Annotated in this window: 20 protein-coding genes; 2 read left to right on the top strand and 18 right to left on the bottom strand. The window is 52.8% G+C overall.

The window, feature by feature from the left end:
• The first annotated feature begins 43 nt into the window (after positions 1–43).
• Positions 44–751: an AIM24 family protein gene (locus FRY98_RS21230; protein ID WP_148455689.1), complete on the top strand. Its 708-nt coding sequence runs from the start codon at positions 44–46 to the stop codon at positions 749–751.
• Positions 752–825: 74 nt separating this feature from the next.
• On the opposite strand, the gene FRY98_RS21225 is transcribed toward FRY98_RS21230, so the two are convergent.
• The 7 genes from FRY98_RS21225 to FRY98_RS21195 all read right to left on the bottom strand — a co-directional run bounded on the left by FRY98_RS21225 (position 826) and on the right by FRY98_RS21195 (position 6,258).
• Entirely contained in the window at positions 826–1,965 is a 1,140-nt protein-coding gene (locus FRY98_RS21225) for a phosphodiester glycosidase family protein (RefSeq protein ID WP_148455960.1), read from the bottom strand.
• Between the two features lie 160 nt (positions 1,966–2,125).
• Entirely contained in the window at positions 2,126–2,485 is a 360-nt protein-coding gene (locus FRY98_RS21220) for a rhodanese-like domain-containing protein (protein WP_148455686.1), read from the bottom strand.
• Positions 2,486–2,488: 3 nt separating this feature from the next.
• Positions 2,489–2,806: a rhodanese-like domain-containing protein gene (locus FRY98_RS21215; protein ID WP_338114616.1), complete on the bottom strand. Its 318-nt coding sequence runs from the start codon at positions 2,804–2,806 to the stop codon at positions 2,489–2,491.
• A 26-nt stretch (positions 2,807–2,832) separates the two neighbouring features.
• Positions 2,833–3,093 carry a metal-sensitive transcriptional regulator gene (locus FRY98_RS21210; RefSeq protein ID WP_148455684.1) on the bottom strand — a complete coding sequence of 87 codons (261 nt, stop codon included), beginning with the start codon at positions 3,091–3,093 and terminating at the stop codon, positions 2,833–2,835.
• A gap of 1,528 nt (positions 3,094–4,621) precedes the next feature.
• Positions 4,622–5,101, bottom strand: a complete 480-nt coding sequence (locus FRY98_RS21205; RefSeq protein WP_148455682.1) for a low molecular weight protein-tyrosine-phosphatase — start codon at positions 5,099–5,101, stop codon at positions 4,622–4,624.
• Between the two features lie 121 nt (positions 5,102–5,222).
• Positions 5,223–5,807, bottom strand: coding sequence for an NAD(P)H-dependent oxidoreductase (locus tag FRY98_RS21200; protein ID WP_148455680.1), 585 nt, complete (start codon positions 5,805–5,807; stop codon positions 5,223–5,225).
• Between the two features lie 118 nt (positions 5,808–5,925).
• The gene (locus FRY98_RS21195; RefSeq protein ID WP_148455678.1) at positions 5,926–6,258 is read right to left on the bottom strand and encodes an antibiotic biosynthesis monooxygenase family protein; all 333 of its coding nucleotides are present in this window, start codon (positions 6,256–6,258) and stop codon (positions 5,926–5,928) included.
• Between the two features lie 138 nt (positions 6,259–6,396).
• Between FRY98_RS21195 and FRY98_RS21190 the strand changes: the two genes are divergently transcribed.
• On the top strand, positions 6,397–7,218 hold the full coding sequence (locus tag FRY98_RS21190) for an alpha/beta fold hydrolase (RefSeq protein WP_148455676.1): 822 nt from the start codon (positions 6,397–6,399) through the stop codon (positions 7,216–7,218).
• Between the two features lie 33 nt (positions 7,219–7,251).
• Here FRY98_RS21190 and FRY98_RS21185 read toward each other — a convergent pair whose 3' ends face one another.
• The 11 genes from FRY98_RS21185 to coxB form a co-directional block, all read right to left on the bottom strand.
• A complete protein-coding gene (locus tag FRY98_RS21185; protein ID WP_148455674.1) occupies positions 7,252–8,535 on the bottom strand; it encodes an ABC transporter permease in 1,284 nt (427 codons plus the stop codon).
• Positions 8,528–9,433, bottom strand: coding sequence for an ABC transporter ATP-binding protein (locus FRY98_RS21180; RefSeq protein WP_148455673.1), 906 nt, complete (start codon positions 9,431–9,433; stop codon positions 8,528–8,530). The genes FRY98_RS21185 and FRY98_RS21180 overlap by 8 nt, the downstream gene beginning before the upstream one ends.
• Before the next feature lie 16 nt (positions 9,434–9,449).
• Positions 9,450–10,370 carry an ABC transporter ATP-binding protein gene (locus FRY98_RS21175; RefSeq protein ID WP_225038766.1) on the bottom strand — a complete coding sequence of 307 codons (921 nt, stop codon included), beginning with the start codon at positions 10,368–10,370 and terminating at the stop codon, positions 9,450–9,452.
• Entirely contained in the window at positions 10,367–10,780 is a 414-nt protein-coding gene (locus FRY98_RS21170) for a GntR family transcriptional regulator (protein WP_148455672.1), read from the bottom strand. Before FRY98_RS21170 ends, FRY98_RS21175 begins: the two co-directional genes overlap by 4 nt.
• Before the next feature lie 42 nt (positions 10,781–10,822).
• Positions 10,823–11,551: a hypothetical protein gene (locus FRY98_RS21165; protein WP_148455671.1), complete on the bottom strand. Its 729-nt coding sequence runs from the start codon at positions 11,549–11,551 to the stop codon at positions 10,823–10,825.
• Between the two features lie 162 nt (positions 11,552–11,713).
• Complete coding sequence (locus tag FRY98_RS21160) at positions 11,714–12,178, bottom strand: DUF420 domain-containing protein (protein WP_148455670.1); 465 nt, start codon at positions 12,176–12,178, stop codon at positions 11,714–11,716.
• 26 nt (positions 12,179–12,204) lie between these two features.
• Positions 12,205–13,116 (bottom strand): cytochrome c oxidase assembly factor CtaG, encoded by a 912-nt coding sequence (gene ctaG, locus FRY98_RS21155; RefSeq protein WP_148455669.1) that lies wholly within the window; start codon positions 13,114–13,116, stop codon positions 12,205–12,207.
• 108 nt (positions 13,117–13,224) lie between these two features.
• Positions 13,225–13,542 (bottom strand): cytochrome C oxidase subunit IV family protein, encoded by a 318-nt coding sequence (locus FRY98_RS21150; protein ID WP_148455668.1) that lies wholly within the window; start codon positions 13,540–13,542, stop codon positions 13,225–13,227.
• 1 nt (position 13,543) lies between these two features.
• Complete coding sequence (locus FRY98_RS21145) at positions 13,544–14,173, bottom strand: cytochrome (ubi)quinol oxidase subunit III (RefSeq protein ID WP_148455666.1); 630 nt, start codon at positions 14,171–14,173, stop codon at positions 13,544–13,546.
• A complete protein-coding gene (gene ctaD, locus FRY98_RS21140; RefSeq protein WP_148455954.1) occupies positions 14,170–16,020 on the bottom strand; it encodes a cytochrome c oxidase subunit I in 1,851 nt (616 codons plus the stop codon). Before ctaD ends, FRY98_RS21145 begins: the two co-directional genes overlap by 4 nt.
• A 96-nt stretch (positions 16,021–16,116) precedes the next feature.
• Entirely contained in the window at positions 16,117–17,175 is a 1,059-nt protein-coding gene (gene coxB, locus FRY98_RS21135) for a cytochrome c oxidase subunit II (RefSeq protein WP_148455664.1), read from the bottom strand.
• Between the last annotated feature and the right edge of the window lie 757 nt (positions 17,176–17,932).

The following is a 17,932-nucleotide window of genomic DNA, read 5'->3' as shown; positions in this document are numbered from 1 at the left end:
AAAGTTAGCGACTAGACTTTGGGCTGACGAGGAGAACTGAGGAATGAAACTGGTGTACGAAAGCGATCCGTCCGGTTTTGGCGGACAAGCCGTTACTTTCCGGATCGGGGAGGGCGAACTGCTCCACGTGCTGCACCCGGCGCAAATTATCGCGTTTCGCGGGCATGCCGGAAGCCGGACGGACCGGCTGATGAATATGAAGGGGATCTACCGAAAGAGAAAGTTCATTCGTGCTGATCTCGCCGGTCCGTGCGAATTTGTAGCCGCCATGCCCCCTTCCGTGACCCTGAAGTCGATTAACCTGTCCGACGGAAGCGACCTGCTTTACGATTTCAAGCATCTGTTCTTCTATACGGATGGCGTGCGCATGGAAACACGGATGCTGAGCATGAAGAACATGATGATTACCCGTGACGCCATCAAAATGAAATTTTCCGGCGAAGGGCAGATCGGCATCCTGACGCAGGGCCAGGTCCTGGAGCTGCCGCTGTTGCCGGAGGAACCGTTATACGTAGAGGCCGGCTGCGTCATCGCCTACCCCGAGAACGCCAAGCTGGAGCTGTCCGTCTACGGCAACCATCTGGCCAGCCAGCATATGAAATACCAGTGGAAAATCACCGGGCACGGCACCGTACTGATTCAGGCCGGCGGCGGAGGCCGGGAACTCGAGCGCGATCTCGACAATAACGACGGCATCGTCAAACGGTTTTTGCGCGAGGCGATCCCGTTCGGCGGGGTATTTATCAAATAAGCAAAAAAGGCGCTGTGCCCAACACCCGAAGATGGTTGGATACAGGCGCCTTTTCTTGTTCGGAACACGCTGCGTTATTTTTTGCCCGGATCGATATCCTGCGGCCGCAGCCCCTCCCAAATGTTTGGAATGTCCGCTTGATCCGGATCGTCGAACACCAGAAAGGCCGTCGGCAGATAACGCTCTCCGTATTGGGACGATGGCTTGTTCACGATCTCCCCGCCCTTCGAGATCAGCACCGTGGAGGAACCGCCATCCAAATTGGCCGCGATAACCGCACCGCGTTCCAGCAGTATATTCTGGACGTCGTAGAGGCTCGCGCCGATGCTGTATCCCGGCTGACGGCCGTCGATGACGACGAAGAGGATCGCGCCGTCTTCCCTTTGTCCCATCGCGGTCCGCGGGGCGATTCCCCAGCCGTCCTTCTGGCTGCGGATCTGTCCCTTGCCGTTGACGATAATCCGCGGCTGGAACGTTACGGCTTCCTGAATGCCCAGCTCATCGAGCTCTTTAAGGGTATACCTGCCGGCAATCATTTTGCCCTTCTTATCGATTCCGACGATTTGGGTTGAAGCCTTGGAGCCGATGCCGTTGTAGTACAGCTTGCCCCGTGAAATCACGACTCCGATCGGCTTGAATCCGTTCCCCTTCCAGTTCGGGTCGGCAAAGCCGCCGCCGTTAACGCCGGCGAGAGCCCCGGTTCGGGCAACCATGCTGGATACCTTCTCGCCTCGGCCGCGTTTGGCCGGAACCCCGAGCCGAATTTTCGTCGGATCGTTCACGGTCAGCACATAACCGTGATAGCCATCGCCCGAAATTTCCTCCGTTTCGATCAACGGCTTCTCAGCCTCGGTTTCGTTTTTTTCCGAAGGCAGGTCAATGGTATGGGTGTCCCTCTCTTCGCCCATCTGTTCAAACTTCTCTTGATAAGCCGCTACCCTTTTATCCAATTCGGCTTGTCCGATAATATATTTGGCCCAATGCCGATGCTGCGTCGTTATGAGCGTATCCGCCATCAAATAGCGGACATCGTTCCCCGAGGGCGTAAAAAACAGCCAGATCCCGGCGACCGCTCCCAAAAACATCATGACCATAATCAATCTGCCGATAAAGCGGAAAAAGCCTCTTTTTTTCTTCTTTTTCGAGCTTTTTCGCTTTGGCGTGCCTTTTCCCCGCCGAACGGACGACCGGCTAGGCAGCGATGAAGGCTGCATGGTTTGCATAGTTCTCTGTTCTCCTGACTCCTTGTTTTCTACTCTCCAAGTAAACGTCTGCCGAAGACAGAAAGTTTCACTCGCCATGAATAATTTATACATCAAAAAAAGCACGGATTCGCCTCAACGCCGAACCCGTGCTTTGAACCGGCATATCCAATCAAGCGCAAAATCCGCCACGTACCGCGTAAATCTGGCGAAAGCCGCGGTTTTTCAGCATCCTGGCCGCGCGTTTGCTCTGATACAAACTGCAGGATAGGATGATGACGGGCTCATCCGGCGATAATTCCTTGCTCCACACGAACGGCAGCCGTCCAAGGGAAATATTGATCGCGCCCTGAACATGGCCTTGTTCATAATAAACCGCATCGCGGATATCCACCAGCTTGGCCTCACCCTTCAGATTCGCCGATTCGCGGAGCTGGCCGGGCTCCACAAAAGCAAGCCCCTTTACGGGCCGTAGACGGTAAACCGTCCAGCCCGCCAGAGCCAATAAAACGATCGCTGTTACGGCCATCATCCCTTAAACCAGCTCGCTTCTCCAGGCCAAAAGCCCGCCGGTCATGTTCACCGCATCATACCCCTTCTCCGTCAGCAGCTCGCAGGCAAGTCCGCTGCGGCCTCCGCTGCGGCAGACGACGAACCATTCCTTCTCCCGGTCCAGTTCCTCGAATCTTTCCGGCAGCTGCCCCAGCGGGATATGCTTGGAGCCGGGGATATGAGCTTCCTCCCATTCGACGGGCTCGCGCACGTCCACAATATTCAAATCCTCTCCACGCTCCAGCCGCTGTGCCAGCTCATCGGCCGTAATCTCCTTATTCGCTTGGAAACTCATCTTCATCCTCATCTCCTTATCTTCATCGCCGTTTACCGGCTCTTGACCAGCAGTTCGACGGCTTCCTTGACGCGTTGATCCGCGCTTATTCCGTCGGTTTCCTGCAGCAGGCAGTGCTGCAGATGGTCCGCCACGATCTGGGCGATCGCTTTATCCGACGCATTGCGCACGGCGGACAATTGACTGACGACTTCCTTGCAGGACTTCCCTTCGTCCATCAGCCGGAGAACGCCGCGAACCTGACCTTCGATCCGCTTCAGGCGCCGTTTTAAATCTTCCGAATAAGTTTCCATCGGAATCCCTCCATCTCGGGGTCGAACATACCCCTATGGGTATAATAATAGTGAAGCCTTCCCCGTATGTCAAACGCATTCCTTCCAACCCGCGACAGGACTAGCGCCCCATCAGACTTCGTAGTAGGGGGAATTGAGGGTACATTCTCACGCCCATAGATATCCAAATCGTTTGGGGCCTCTGCGATCAGGGTGCCTAGCGCACTTTCCAACCCTTCCAGCTCTAAAAGATGCATATCTGCAGGTATTTAGGCCGATTTACGCCCGTATGCGAAAAAGGATGCAAATCTGAAGGCATTTCTAGCGATTTTAGAGAAACGAGCCGGTTTCGTCGAAAATTCCTGCAGATTTGCAGGCATTTTGAAATTCTTGTGCCAAACAAGAAAAAAAACATGCAGATTTGCAGGAATTCTAGTCCAACACCTTATCCTATTCGGCGGAGCCCCGTTTTCCCTTTGAAAGCTAGGTTGGTGGATCGTGATAAGAGCTTTTTACACCCCTATTTTGTCGAATTCGGCTTAGACGCCGGGAAATAGCGGCTTTTTAGGGCCCTATTTCAGGAGAAAGCGGGCCAAAACTTGATTTCTGGACCCCACGGCCACTGGCGCTGCATTAAACCTGGCATGGTGCTGCCGACCCCGCAATCTCACTTACCGCACGTTATGATAGCGGCATTTTGGGCTGCTATTTCGCCCAGATATGCTTTTTCGGGAAAAATAGCGGCTAAAATGGACCTTATTTCTCTGCTACGAGTCCAAAAACCCGGTTTTTACCCGCTTTTCCTAAAAATAAGACCCCAAATGCACTAGCGTTGCATTAAAACTGATATGATGCTGCCTGTCCGCACTCTCTCTTGCCGCCCGTCATAATAGCGGCGTTTTGGGCCGCTATTTCGCCCAGATTCGCTTTTTCGGGAAGAATAGCGGTCAAAAGGGGCCCTATTTCTCTGGTGCGAGCTCAAAAATCCGGTTTTTGCCCGACTTTCTCTAAAATAAGGCCCCAAATGACCTCTATTTCACCTCGAAGGGCCAAATTCGACAAAATAACGCCTCAAAAAGCCCTTATCCACCCGCCCGGCTTCTAAGGGAGACGGTTACGGCCATTAGACCCTTCGAATTAATGCAACGCGAGTGCCCCAAATGACCTCTATTTCACACCAAAGGGCCGAATTCGACAAAATAGCGCCGCAAAAGGCCGTTATCCACCCGCCCGGCTTCAAAGGGAGGCGGTTACGGCCATTAGCCCCCTTGGGTTAATGCAACTTTAGTGCCCCGCGGCGGGAAATAAGATCGTTTTTGACCGCTATTTTCTCGGTGGAGGCGAATCGGGCCGGAATAACGGCCCAAAAGGCCGCTATTGCAGCGAAAGCGGGGCCTAGAGAAATTGTGGCGGGGACATGCAGAATGAAGCCCGCTACGACGAGGCGCAGTGTCTAAAAACTCCTACTACGATGTCTGATGGGCACCCGGATGCTAAAAAAACAACCTGCCCCATAGATGGGACAGGCTCCACAGATACAATGACAACATTACAACGCTTCCCGCTTGATCTTCTCCAGCAGGGCGTTGCATCCTTCAACGACCATTTCATAGACTTCCTCAAAATTGCCGGTAAAATAAGGGTCCGGCACTTCCCTCACCTTGGAATCGGGCACCAGGTCGAGCAGCTTGACGATTTGGGCATTCGCCTGCCGGGCCAAAGCCTTCAGGTCGCGTTCATTCTGGTTGTCCATCGCGACGATATAGTCGAACCGGGTAAAATCCTCCACCCCGACCTGCCGCGCCAGCAGTCCTTCGTAGGAGATGCCGTATTGATCCAGGATCGCCCGGGTTCCCTCGTGCGGCGGCTTGCCGATATGCCAGTTGCCGGTTCCGGCGGAATCGATCAGGAATTGCTCCGTAAGCTTCTCTTCAGCGACCCGATGCCGAAAGACCGCCTCCGCCATCGGGGAACGGCAAATATTCCCCAGACATACAAAAAGCACGCCGATTTTGCGGTTTTCGTTCATGTTATTCACCTCTTGTCAGATCGTACTATAAGTCCCGCCATCGGACAAGCCCTTGCGTGCGGGTGTTCCGCGGCACAGAAAAAGCCGCGTTCGTTCGCGGCCTTTTCCGGAAAAGAAAATCCTAGAATGAGCTGAACAGGCTCCTTACCCGTTCAAGCATTTCCCGGCGCTCCTGTTCCGTTACGGACTTGTTGACCCCGCCGAACAACAGCTGTTCCGCGACTTCGACGCCGCAAAATTCAAAGATGCCCTCGCCTGAAGTTTGCTTCAGCGCCTCTTCCATGCCGATCGCTTCGTAATAGTCCTCGGACGTTCCGTAGGTGCTGATAATCACCCCTTTTTTTCCCGTTAACAGTTTGTCCACCGTGCCTTCACCGTTGTAAGTATACGCAAACTTGTATGCAAAAACCCGGTCGATATATCCCTTAAGAATCGCGGGAAGACCCGCCCACCAAATCGGGTAAATCAAAGTAATGACGTCCGCCCCGGTCAAGTGGTTTTGCTCCGTTCGAATGTCCTCCGGCAGGTTTCCTTGCTTCAAGGCTTTTGTATCCTCCAGGGATAATACGGGGTTGAAGCCCATTTTGTAAAGATCGCGGATTACGACCTCGTGACCGCCCGCTTTCAGGGCATCCACCGCCGTTTGCAGGATTTTGTGGTTCAAGCTGTCCTCGTTGGGGTGGGCGTACACAATGAGATGATTCATGCCTTGCAACCTCCTAATCGCTATGGCCTCGGCCTAAAATCATCCGTATTATGCGCTATTTTCAAGATTATAACCCCAAATCTCCGCCGGTTTCGGTTAGGGACCCGTCTATCCTCTTTTAAATCTCGCCGAACGAATACTCCCGCTCCACCTTGCAAATCCGAACGGTGTAATTCTCGTACCAAACCTGCCGCCCCTGCTGCTGGGCCGTTTTGTGCAGTTCGTTTTGCTTCCAGTTCCTGATATCTTCAAGGCTGGCCCAATACGAAATGGTAATTCCCTTCCCCTCATCGTTGCGGACGCTTTCCGCTCCCAGATAGCCCGGCTGATTCACCACCAGCTCGTCCAGCTTTTGGTCCATTTCCGCATACCCGTGATCGCCGGCCGTTCTTTTGCTCGAAAAAATAACGGCGTAATACGGGACTTCGGATAGCCGATTTTGTTCATTCATGATAATCCTCCGTTTTTCCTCTAATCTATCAGGTTCCGCTGATATTTGTCACTACATTAAAAAGCCACCCTTTTTAATGTAAACTAAAATTAGAGAGATCACATTTAAATGGAATAACGAACATGGAGGATCTTATCTATGAAGGATATACTCATTAACAAAGTGCTGACCCATGCGGATTGTGACATTCACTACTGGATTTCAAATCGCGGGGATTCCCCCTGGCTCATTTTTTTACACGGCGCAGGTGCCGACCATGAAATGTTTACTGAACAGTTAGAGTCTGTAACTAACGAATTTAATATCTTACTTTGGGATGCGCGGGGGCACGGTCAATCCAGACCCATGGGGAAGCATTTTAGTATTAAAATGATTGTGGAAGATCTCGTTAAGATCATGAATACCGAACGTATTCAGCGTGCTACGCTTATCGGCCAATCTATGGGGGGAAACATCGCACAAGAACTTGCCTTTTATTATCCGGATAAAATTGAGAAGCTGGTATTGATCGATTGTACCTGCAATACAAGGAAGTTGACCCGCTTGGAAACTTGTTATTTGAAAATAACTCCTGTTTTGATTCGTTTGATTCCTTGGAAGCAATTGGTCAATGCAAGTGTTAAAGCAAGTGCATTAAGCCCCCATGTACAAGAGTATTTAAGAAATTCATTTAAGCGGATAGGAAAAAAAGATTTTGTGAAGATATTCCTGGCGACCACTTTTTGCCTGCACTACGAACAGAATTATCAGATTAACAAGCCACTCCTCCTTGTCTACGGGGAGAAAGATCATACAGGGAATATCAAAAAAATTGCTCCCTCCTGGGCATTAAACGAACCCTATTGCACATTAGTTGAAATCCCTAAGGCAAGCCATTGTTCAAATCAAGATAATCCTTCGGCATTTAACCAGGTGTTTCTACAATTTTTGAACGATTTTACATCACCTGAAAAAACCTAGATCCTCTTGAGGAATCTAGGTTTCAGGTTTCCCTTAGATTTTATAAGCCCGCATCGCTTTTTGCAGCTCTTTAAGGGTCGGACGTTTGCCGTAAAGCAGCACGCCCGTACGGTAAATTTTCGCGGAAAGCCAACCGAACAGGAAGATGGCGGCAAGCAGTACGGCCAGCGAAGCGAGGATTTCCCACATCGGCGTATCCCCCAGACCGATCCGGACGATCATGGAAACCGGCGAGAAGAACGGAATATACGTGCTTACCTTCAGCAAGGTTGAATCGGGGGCGGAAAGGCTGAAGATTCCGATATAAAAAGCGGCCAGCGACAGCATCGTGATCGGCATGATCGCCTGCCCCAACTCTTCCGTACGGCTAACGAGCGAACCGATGGCGGCAAACAAGGTGGCGTACAGGAAATAACCGAGAATGTACAGAATGAAGCCGAACACAAGCACTTCCACGCTGATTTGGGACAGATCCAGATTCAATTCGGACAGGATCGGCTGGTTATGCGGAAGCGCCACGTTAATGGCGATCACGGCCGCAAAAATGAAGATCTGGAACAACCCGATCAGGAACATGCCGATGATTTTGCCGAACATTTGCGCTAGCGGCGATACGCTCGTAATCAGAATTTCCATGATGCGCGAACTCTTTTCCGCCGTCACTTCCGCGGCGATCATATTGCCCGTCATCATAATCGTCATGAAGAAGAGAATGACCAAAACGTACACGATCACATAATTAATAAGTGCGGCTTTTTCCGTCTTGCCTTCCCCCGTTCCCGCCTCTCCCGCAGCCGCCTGTTTCTGCGCTTCGATCTGAACCGGAGCCGTCAGGGCTGCAATTTGCTCCTCGTTGAGCGTCCCCTTGGTGATATATTCGGCCTTGACGCTCTGCAGCACCGCTTGCAAAGAGGCCTGAATGTCTTGCGGCACGCTGTCTTTCTTGGACACATAGGTCACGCCCGGAAATTCCCCGGCTGTACTTGCGCCGAATTGGAGGTAACCATCAATTTTCCCGGCTTCGAGATCCTTTTTTAAGGCCGCCTCATCCGTTTGCTCGTACTCCGCGAGCGTGAACCCCGGCGTCTCCTGTTTTTCATAGTAAGCTTTAAAGGACTGCACGATTTCCGGTTGCGTGCCCCGGGCTAACCCAATCGACGCCAGCCCGTCGTCCCCGCCGGTAAATTTGGCGATAAAATAAGGCACGTTCATGCCGATAGTCACTAGCAGCGCCAACACCAGCGTCGTGATCAAAAACGATTTGGCTTTGACCTTATTAAGAAACGTAAACCCGATAACGGTGGTCATTTTATTCATGCGATTCACCCACTTCTTTAATGAATATTTGATTCAGAGTCGGTTCTTTGATTTCAAAATGCTCCACTTCGCTCTGATCCATCGCCGTGCGCAAAATGGCTTTGGCCGCTCCCACATCGGAGATGCGGATCAGATATCCCCGTTCCTTGCGTTCCACACCGGTCACGCCGGCGATCCCTTCCAGCCCCGAAACTTCCGAAGCGGTATGAAGCAGAACTTCCTCTCTCGGGTACTGTTTCTTGATCTCGCGCAAGCTGCCCTGAAGCACGGTTCTGGAGCGGTGCAGGATCGTGATGTTGCGGCACAACTCCTCGACATGCTCCATCCGGTGCGTCGAGAACAGGATGCTGGTCCCGCTGTCCCGCAGTTCCTTGACCGTCGCTTTAAGCAGCTCGACGTTAACCGGGTCGAGACCGCTGAAAGCTTCGTCCATAATGACGATTTTTGGCTTGTGAACGACGGCGGCGATGAAGCCCATCTTTTGCTGGTTCCCTTTGGACAACTCCTCGATTTTCTTGTCGTAGTATTCCGGAACCTCGAACCGTTCCAGCCAATATTTCAGACTCTTGTCGGCTTCGGAAGCGGACATGCCCCGCAGGCGGGCCAGATATATGATCTGGTCGCTGACCTTGACCTTGGGGTACAACCCGCGCTCTTCCGGCAAATACCCCATCAAATGCTGGAGTTCGGAGCCGTAAGGCTTCCCGTTGTACAGAATCCGCCCCCCGTCCGGGTAAATCAGACCCAGCACCATCCGCATGGTCGTCGTTTTGCCGGCCCCGTTGGCCCCGAGCAGCCCGTAAATTTCTCCTTCCTCGACCTGCAGCGATATTTCGTTCACGGCGGTTTTATCGCCGAATTGCTTGACTACCTTTTCCAATACCAATGGTTTAGACATGAAACTCCCTCTTTTCCTATGAAATGAGTTCTTCGGGCGGATGCCCCTGAATCCACAGTTCCAAAATTTCATCGAGCTCCAGGCTCCGGCTTTTGAGAATTTGAATCGCGCCTGCCCGTTCTTCCGTTTCCAGCCCGGCGGCGTTCTTGGCCAGGACGCGGACAACGGACGGTCCATCAGGGACGCAGCTCAGGACGCCCGGCACCTCGGCAAGCTCCTCCGGCTCCGCGCCGCGGACCCAAACTTCTTTCCAAATGCTGAACAAGGCGTCCTTCTCGGCCATGCCCCAGATCCGCCCTCGATGGACGAGAACGATGAAGTCGGCGAGGCGCTTCACTTCCTCCACGACATGGGTGGAGATGACGATCGTAACATCCTCCTGATCCAGGCAAGCGCGAAGCTGTTCGATCATATCTTTCCAGGCGAACGGATCGAGACCCGACGACGGTTCGTCCAGCAGCAGCAGTTTGGAGCCGGCCGCCAACACCGCAGCGATTTCGAATTTTCGCCGTTCTCCTTTGGACATTCTGTTCAAGCGCTCTCCGCAGGGGATTTCGAAGCGGGACACCAAAGCTTCAAAACGCTGCTGATTCCAGGTTGGATACCAGTGGGAACGAAATTCCGCCGCTTCCCTCGCCGTCAGAAAGTTCTCCTCCAGGGCCGGGTTTTCGGGAACATACCCGATCCGCTGCTTTAAGTCCAGCGGCAGTGCCTGATTGGCCGGCCCCCCGTACCAGGAGATCTCCCCCGCATCGGGATGGATCGTCTGCAGCATGAGGTTCATGATCGTGCTCTTCCCGGACCCGTTCGGACCGACCAAGGCGACCACATAACCCTGCGGAATGCGGAGATCCAACGGTCCGATCGTTTTTCTTCGTCCTTCTTTTACGACGCCTTTCATTTCAATCGCATTTATTTGCTCCGCAGCCCACGTCACTTGAATTCCCCCTTGCTTTTCGCGTCCCCGTATTTCTGTTTCAAAATCTGCAAGAACAAATTCTTCAGCTCATCTTCCTTGTACTGGACCGAAATCCCGGTGTCCACGGCCGCTTCCACCGCTTCCTGAACCACGGTCCTCCGGTAAGCGTCGCGTTCCCCGGCCCCGACGCTGGCCACAAACGTTCCCGTCCCCTGCTTCGTACGAAGCAGCCCCTCGTTCTCCAGATCCTGATACACCCTCCGGACGGTGATGACACTGCAGTTTAAACTGCCGGCAAACTCGCGGATCGACGGGAGCAAAGTACCCTCCTCAATCTGCCCGCTGACGATCAGGGACCTGAGCTGGGTCTCGATTTGGTGATACAGGGGTTCGGCGCTATTTTCGTTGATCTGAATAGGAATCCACACCTTCCGGTTCACCTCCGGTTCCGGGCAGAGCTTTGACGTTCATCATCTTGCCAGATCCCTCCTGCCCAATTGCCGAAACGTGATTCTGCTGAATAGGAAGAGAAGTAACGCGCCTCCAGCCAAACATCCCCACATCACCGGAGACAATAATCCGAAACGTCCGGATTGGTTTAATGTAAAATCGAGCAAACTGCCGTTAAACCAGGAAATGACGAAGGCCAGAATGCCGACCACAAACATGAAGACAAATGTCATCCACAGATAAGTGCGGCCTTTTGTCATAAGCTCCAAAAAGATAAAAGGACCGTTCATCGCCAAGGCGTACCCCATCCAGGTCAGCGCAAAGGAGATGTACTGGACGCCCGCGATTTCCTCACCCATAAAGTAAAGCATCGTATACAATGCGGTAAAGAAGATGACCCCGTTAAACACCACGGCCGTTACCAGCTGGATGAGTCGGCTTCTCATAATCGTCCGGCTCGGGATCGGCAGCGTTCTGTAATAGAGCAGCATCTGCGTGTAGGAATCCTCTTTAATGTAACTAAAGGACCGCCGCGAAAAATAAAAGCCGATCATCGGAATCAGCATGAGCGCCATAAAGTCAGCCATTGGAGTGAGAAGCCTTTCCACCGCGGCCTTTTCACCGGACTGGAACAGGAAACTGATCATGACGCCGGAATATACCATAAAGACGACGTTCCAAATCAGATACAGGCGGTCTGCTCGCAGGTCTTTCCTAAAAATAAACCAGGCATCCTTCCAGGTTTTCAACTTGGATCCCCCTAACTGAACTGTGCTTACTGTTTATATCTTTATACACACTATATACTGTGCTTATGATGACGTCAACCCGTCTTTTTATTTTGACTCGCTATAACCGCGCAAAAAAACCGCCGGAGCAATCTGCTCCGGCGGTTTCACGCCATCGTTTCTTTACAGCCCAAAAATAACTTCCCACACCGGCTTCGTATGTCCGCCGGGATACAACACATACAGAAGGACATACACCGCCACACCCGTGATTGCCGTAAAAAACCAGATCACGGAAGTGGTCCGCCCCCATTTCCGGTGCTTCGCGTATTTCTCCTTGAAGCCCAGAACCAGCGTGGTGATCCCGAATACGGCGGCCACCGTGGCCAGCACGATGTGAAACACCAGGAAGATCTGATAGTAGATTTTCAAATCATCCGGCCCGCCCCAAGATGTATTGCCGATAAATACGGTCCGCGACATATAGATGATGAAGAAGAGCAACGCGGCCACAGCGGCGGCGATCATCGTCTTCTTGTGCGCTTCCCGTTTTCCCTTAATGATCAGATTCCAACCGATCGCCACCAGCACGGCGCTGATCACAATGAACGATGTACTGATCGTAGGGAACAAGGTGAATAAATCCATGAGAATCCTCCTGTCAACGCGTCAATCTAAACCCGGTTCAGCTTGAAATCCTCCGGCCCCATCTCTTCCTTATCCTCACGATTCTCCTGCCGATACCATTGAAAAAATACATAGGCGAGCATCGAGGCAAAGATGATCTCCTGAATGAATTTCATCAATATCCCTCCGACCTGCTGATCCACCCGAGGTTCGAGATAACCGAAGTATTCCGGCCCTCCGAATCGGCTGAGCAGCATGGCCGGGTCTCCCGATACGCAGTATCCCATCGCTTTGGCCCAGACTTCGGGATCGCTGTAGGTCGCATAAAGCGGCTCCGGCGCAAAAATAATCAGGCCGCAGGCCGGCGTCAGCAGCACCATGTTGAGGAAGATGAAGCCCATCTTCTTCAACCCGTGGGCCCCCGCCTGTTCAGGCAGCGGTTTGACGAGCGTCCACCACATCAGCACCGAGGCGAGGAACAAAATAAAATAATACAAGCGGTGAACGCCAAAGTGAAGCATGACATAGTCATGAACGACCGGAAGATGGTAGATGGAAAAGAGGCCGTTAAACACCACCGCCGCCACCACCGGATGCGTCAAGAACCCCAGCCGGCGCAGCGGACCGCGGCCTAGGAACGACGCGACCGACCGCCATACCCAGGCGGGAAGGCCGAGCATCAAAAGCGGGGGAGCCACCAGATAGGATAACGCCATGCTCACCATATGAAAGCTGAACATCATATGGCCGAGCAATTCGACCGGGCCGCCCTGGGCCAAATACAACACGGTCATCCCCAGGAAGAACAAACTTTTGCGGCCTGCGGTTACCGCGGGTTGTCCCCATTTTTCATTGACCGGTCCAGTCAATACAAGATACCCTGCCGTGATGAGCAGCATAACCGCCAAAAATACAGGACTCCAAACTTCCGCAAATTTAAAATATTCTAACCCCAGCACGCTGAACCCTCCCTTCCCGCCTGGTTCTTTCTGTCGATTTTGTGAACGAAACAATCCCTTCAATAACATGAAAGAGGCGGCTTGAATTCAAGCCCACCTCTTTGTATTTTACCACCACATCCAGTATAGTGCCGCTATGATCGCCGTTCCGGCGACGAAAAATCCGCCGGCCATAAATACGATCGGAATCATATGGCCTTTATCCTTCATATGCATCCAGTAGCCGAGCTGAACAAGAACCTGCAGCACGGCCATTACCAGCAGAAGCAGCACTGTAAAGGCGGTATTCACGCCTCCGGCCGCCACCGCCGCAAACGCGATCAGCGTCAAAATGATCGAGAAGATGAAGGCGACGATATGCTTCTGCGGTCCCTCTTGACGGTGGCGGTGCTTCACCGCTCCTCCGTTCGAATCGTGACTGGTCATGTTAACCTACCACCTTTCCGAGCAGGTAAACTACGGTGAAGATAAACACCCACACGACGTCGATAAAGTGCCAGTACATAGCGGCCACATAGACTTTCGGAGCCGTCACGACGTTCAGGCCTTTTTTGAACAGCTGTCCGATCAGAATGGAAATCCATAGAATGCCGAACAGAACGTGCGCTCCGTGAAAGCCGACCAGCGTATAGAAAGCGGAACTGAATGCGCTGGTGGTCATCCCGTAGTCTTCGTGGATCATATACTCCGCAAACTCGTAAATTTCAAGCACCAGAAACGCCAGACCGAGCACTACCGTTACCGCCAGCCAATTCGCCAACGATTTGCGGTTCCCCCGGTGCATCGCCTGAATCGCGAAAACACTCGTCAAACTGCTGACCAGGAGAATAAACGTAGCCGCCGCCGTAATCGGCAAACTGAACAGTTCACTGGCGGACGGACCGTCGGCCACCTGGTTTCGCAGCGTCAAGAAGGTGGCGAACAAGGTCCCGAACAAAACCGCTTCGCCCCCGAGGAAAAGCCAGAAGCCCAGTACTTTGTTGCGGCCTTCCAGCGTCGCCTTTTCCGGCTCATGGGGAAGTTCGCCCGAAACCTGCTGTGCATGAGGTGTCGTCATGCTTTTACCCCCTTGTCGTTCAATTCATCCGGTTCAATATGCCAGCCGTGATCGTCGAAGAGCGAGCGAAGCAGCATGGAGCCGAACGTAATGGCCAGGCCGATTCCCGTGATGATATAGTTGCTGAACAGGAAATTCAGCAGGCCGTTGCCGAAGTCGTCCTTCGTAAACATAAAGCCAAGCCCTGCGATAAACAGCCCGACCGACATGACAAACGGAAGGATGGTCGGCGACGGCATATGGATCGGTCCCACCGGTTCGGCAGGCGTCATCTCTTTGTTGCCGGCCATCTTTTCTTTCCAGAAAGCGTCGATGCCGCGCACAAGCGGAGTTTGCTTGAAGTTGTACTCCGGCGGCGGCGAAGGAATCGCCCACTCCAGCGTACGTCCGTCTTCCCACACGTCCCCGTCAACGCCTTTCGGCTGTTTGAACGAAATGACCACATTGATCAAGAAGACGATAACGCCGACGCCCATCAGGAAGGCCCCGACCGTACTCACCAGGTTCAACAGGTCAAAACCTTGGTTCGGCAGGTACGTGAATACCCGGCGCTGCATCCCGAGAAGCCCGAGGAAATGCTGCACGAAGAAGGTCAAATGGAAGCCGATGATAAACGTCCAGAATTCGAGCTTGCCGAGCTTTTCGTTCAGCACGCGCCCGAACATTTTCGGCCACCAGTAATGAAGCCCCGCGAACAGCCCCAGCACGAGACCGCCGACGATAACATAGTGGAAATGCGCTACGACAAAGTAAGTATCATGATACTGGTAATCCGCCGGAGCAGAGGCCAGCATAACCCCCGTCACCCCGCCCATTACAAAGGTCGGGATAAAGCCGGAAGCGAACAGGTTGGCCGTCGTAAAGCGGATTTGCCCGCCCCACATCGTGAACAGCCAGTTGAAGATTTTGATCCCCGTCGGAACGGCGATCAGCATGGTCGCAATCGAGAAGAGCGCGTTGGCGACCGGCCCCATTCCCGTGGTAAACATATGGTGCGCCCAAACCATGAAGCCGAGGAAGGCGATCAGAATCGTCGCGAATACCATCGAGCTGTAACCGAACAGCCGTTTCCGGGAGAAGGTGCTGACCACCTCGGAGATAATCCCGAACGCCGGCAAAATCAAAATATAAACTTCAGGGTGCCCGAAGATCCAGAAGATATGCTGCCAGAGCACCGGGTTCCCGCCCATGGACGGATTGAAGAAATTCGCGCCCAAAATCCGGTCAAAGGACAGCAGCACCAGACCTACCGTGATCGCAGGGAAAGCGAACAGGATCATCGTCGAAGTGACAAAGGTGGTCCAGGTAAACATCGGCATGCGCATGAACGACATCCCCGGCGCGCGCATCGTGATGATCGTGGCCAGGAAGTTAATGCCACCGATCAGCGTACCAAGGCCGGCGATCTGCAAACCGATCGTGTAAAAATCGACCCCGTGCGTCGTGCTGTAATCCGTGGAAGACAGCGGCGTATAGGAGGTCCATCCGGCATCCGGCGCCCCGCCCATAATCCAGCTCAGGTTCAACAGCAGACCGCCGAACAGGAAGGTCCAGAAGCCGAGCGAGTTCAGAAACGGAAACGCCACGTCGCGGGCGCCGATTTGCAGCGGAATGACCGCGTTCATCAGCGCGAAAATAATCGGCATCACGCCGAGGAAAATCATGGTTGTTCCGTGCATCGTAATCAATTCGTTAAATTGCTGGGCAGTTACGAAATCATTCATCGGTTTGGCCAGTTGAACGCGGATCAGCAGCGCTTCAATCCCGCCGATGCCGAAGAACAGACCGCCCGCTATCAAATACAGGATAGCGATTTTCTTGTGGTCGACTGTCGTCAACCAGTCCATCAAACCCTTGTACCGCTTGACACTGTGAGCGTGAGCCAAGGTTTTGTACCCCCTTTAGAGTTCCTATAACCTCAATGCCGCCAGAGGCACCAAAGATCAATACGATAATTTGTAATCGGCCAGATACTGGGCAATCGCGTCGATTTCCTCATCGCTCAGGCCCAAATCTTCCTTCGGCTGCGGCATTTTGTTGCCCGGCTTCACCTTTTGCGGGTCCTGCAGCCATTCCACCAAGTTGTCCTTCACAGGCTTGCTGTTCGCCGGTTTCCCCGAGCCTTCTTCATTCAGCAGGATGCTTGCGACGCTTTCCCTGCCGCCTATGCCGGTGAGGTTCGGACCGCTAGGTCCCCCCTGGTCGCCGACAGCATGGCAAGTCAAGCACTGCTTCTTGAAGACCTCGGCCACGGCCGGATCCTCCGGCAATACCGCAGGCGCTTTCATGGCATCGACCCATTTTTTGAAGGAATCGTCGCTGACCGCCTTCACTTTAAATTCCATAAAGGCGTGGGACGGACCGCAAAGCTCCGCGCATTTCCCCAGGTAAACGCCTTCCTTGTCCGCTTCGAGCCAAGCCTTGTTGACCGTACCGTCCGTGTTGGTATCGGTTTTCCCGGCCAGCGAAGGCACCCAGAACGAGTGGAGCACATCCGCCGTTTTCAGCTCCAACGCGATTTTCTTGCCCGTAGGAATGATCAAATCCTGAGCGGTCGTAATACCGTAATCCGGGTAATTGAACTCCCACCAGAATAAATGGGATGTCACCTTCACCTTTACCGCGTCTTTGTCTTTTGAATAATCTTCTCCATACGCAAATACTTTTTGAACGGTGGCCACGGCCAGAATCAATACCAGTACGAGCGGAATAGCCGTCCAGATAATTTCCAGCTTAAAGTTGCCCTCCACCTGTTTCGGAACCTCATTTTGCCCCGGTCTCCGGCGGTACTTGATCCACACGTACGCCGCAATCGCAAACACGATTACCATGACCGCCACCATGATCGTCACCGAAAGCTTGATCAAGCCCAATTGTCCTTCGGCTACCGTTCCCTGTGGTCTGAGTACCGACAAGTCCTCGCGGCCGCATGCGGACAACAAAAGCGGTAGCCCGGCAAACAGAGGTACGAGCCGCTTTCCAGCCTTCCACGGTTTCATCATTGATCTACCCCACTTTTCCGTTTTCTTCCCGGTTATGTACAGGCATCCAGCACTCATAAAACTACCTGTCTTATCACGGAAACTGCACTTCTGTCAATTACAACAATCACCTATTAAATATATGATCGAACCCTTGTTTTGTCAATGATCGGCGGCGAGTTCACAAATTGTTCAAAAAGCCGAAATAGCGCGTCATAAGTGGATTTGCGAACGTTTTCAACCTGGCATGTCCCTCTGAAAACTCTCCTGAACCTTACTAGGTTATGTCAGTTTTCCCGCTTTAAATCCTTATTTTCATTTTTGACATTTCCCAGAACTTTATTTAGATATTTATAAAAAATCTATAGATAATCGTGTGCAGAGGATACAGTCTGACACATGTGACCCCGTCTGCCGGAGAAAGAGGCCAATCCTCTCCCTTCTAGGAAGGTAATAACCGCCGAATAGGCCGCTATTTTGTCGAATTTGGCTCATCGGCATGAAATAGCGGTCTTTGGAGGCCTTATTTTTGGAAATACCGGGCCAAAACCCGATTTCTGGGCCCTGAACAAGAAAATAAGGCCTTTTTTGACCCCTATTCTCCCCTCGGAGCCGATTTTGCCCGAAATAGCGGCCCAAAAGGCGGTTATTTTGCCGATCCGCCCAGGAAATGGCTTAGCGCCCGCCGTTCGCCGTTCCCCCGCTCTCCGTTCTCGCTGCCAGCCGTTCACTACCCGCTGCCCGCCGCCGCGATTCAAACGAGCAAAGAAGATGCCGC

It is taken from the genome of Paenibacillus faecis (assembly GCF_008084145.1).
GTDB lineage: Bacteria > Bacillota > Bacilli > Paenibacillales > Paenibacillaceae > Fontibacillus > Fontibacillus faecis.
The sequence above is the reverse complement of the archived record's forward strand: the minus strand, read 5'-3'. Positions and strand labels throughout refer to the sequence as shown.

Bases quoted from the DNA above. Each gene is read 5' to 3' on its own strand.
- FRY98_RS21230 (WP_148455689.1), top strand. From the start codon at position 44: ATGAAACTGGTGTACGAAAGCGATCCGTCCGGTTTTGGCGGACAAGCC.
- FRY98_RS21225 (WP_148455960.1), bottom strand. From the start codon at position 1,965: ATGCAGCCTTCATCGCTGCCTAGCCGGTCGTCCGTTCGGCGGGGAAAA.
- FRY98_RS21220 (WP_148455686.1), bottom strand. From the start codon at position 2,485: ATGATGGCCGTAACAGCGATCGTTTTATTGGCTCTGGCGGGCTGGACG.
- FRY98_RS21215 (WP_338114616.1), bottom strand. From the start codon at position 2,806: ATGAAGATGAGTTTCCAAGCGAATAAGGAGATTACGGCCGATGAGCTG.
- FRY98_RS21210 (WP_148455684.1), bottom strand. From the start codon at position 3,093: ATGGAAACTTATTCGGAAGATTTAAAACGGCGCCTGAAGCGGATCGAA.
- FRY98_RS21205 (WP_148455682.1), bottom strand. From the start codon at position 5,101: ATGAACGAAAACCGCAAAATCGGCGTGCTTTTTGTATGTCTGGGGAAT.
- FRY98_RS21200 (WP_148455680.1), bottom strand. From the start codon at position 5,807: ATGAATCATCTCATTGTGTACGCCCACCCCAACGAGGACAGCTTGAAC.
- FRY98_RS21195 (WP_148455678.1), bottom strand. From the start codon at position 6,258: ATGAATGAACAAAATCGGCTATCCGAAGTCCCGTATTACGCCGTTATT.
- FRY98_RS21190 (WP_148455676.1), top strand. From the start codon at position 6,397: ATGAAGGATATACTCATTAACAAAGTGCTGACCCATGCGGATTGTGAC.
- FRY98_RS21185 (WP_148455674.1), bottom strand. From the start codon at position 8,535: ATGAATAAAATGACCACCGTTATCGGGTTTACGTTTCTTAATAAGGTC.
- FRY98_RS21180 (WP_148455673.1), bottom strand. From the start codon at position 9,433: ATGTCTAAACCATTGGTATTGGAAAAGGTAGTCAAGCAATTCGGCGAT.
- FRY98_RS21160 (WP_148455670.1), bottom strand. From the start codon at position 12,178: ATGGATTTATTCACCTTGTTCCCTACGATCAGTACATCGTTCATTGTG.
- FRY98_RS21150 (WP_148455668.1), bottom strand. From the start codon at position 13,542: ATGACCAGTCACGATTCGAACGGAGGAGCGGTGAAGCACCGCCACCGT.
- FRY98_RS21145 (WP_148455666.1), bottom strand. From the start codon at position 14,173: ATGACGACACCTCATGCACAGCAGGTTTCGGGCGAACTTCCCCATGAG.
- ctaD (WP_148455954.1), bottom strand. From the start codon at position 16,020: ATGGACTGGTTGACGACAGTCGACCACAAGAAAATCGCTATCCTGTAT.
- coxB (WP_148455664.1), bottom strand. From the start codon at position 17,175: ATGATGAAACCGTGGAAGGCTGGAAAGCGGCTCGTACCTCTGTTTGCC.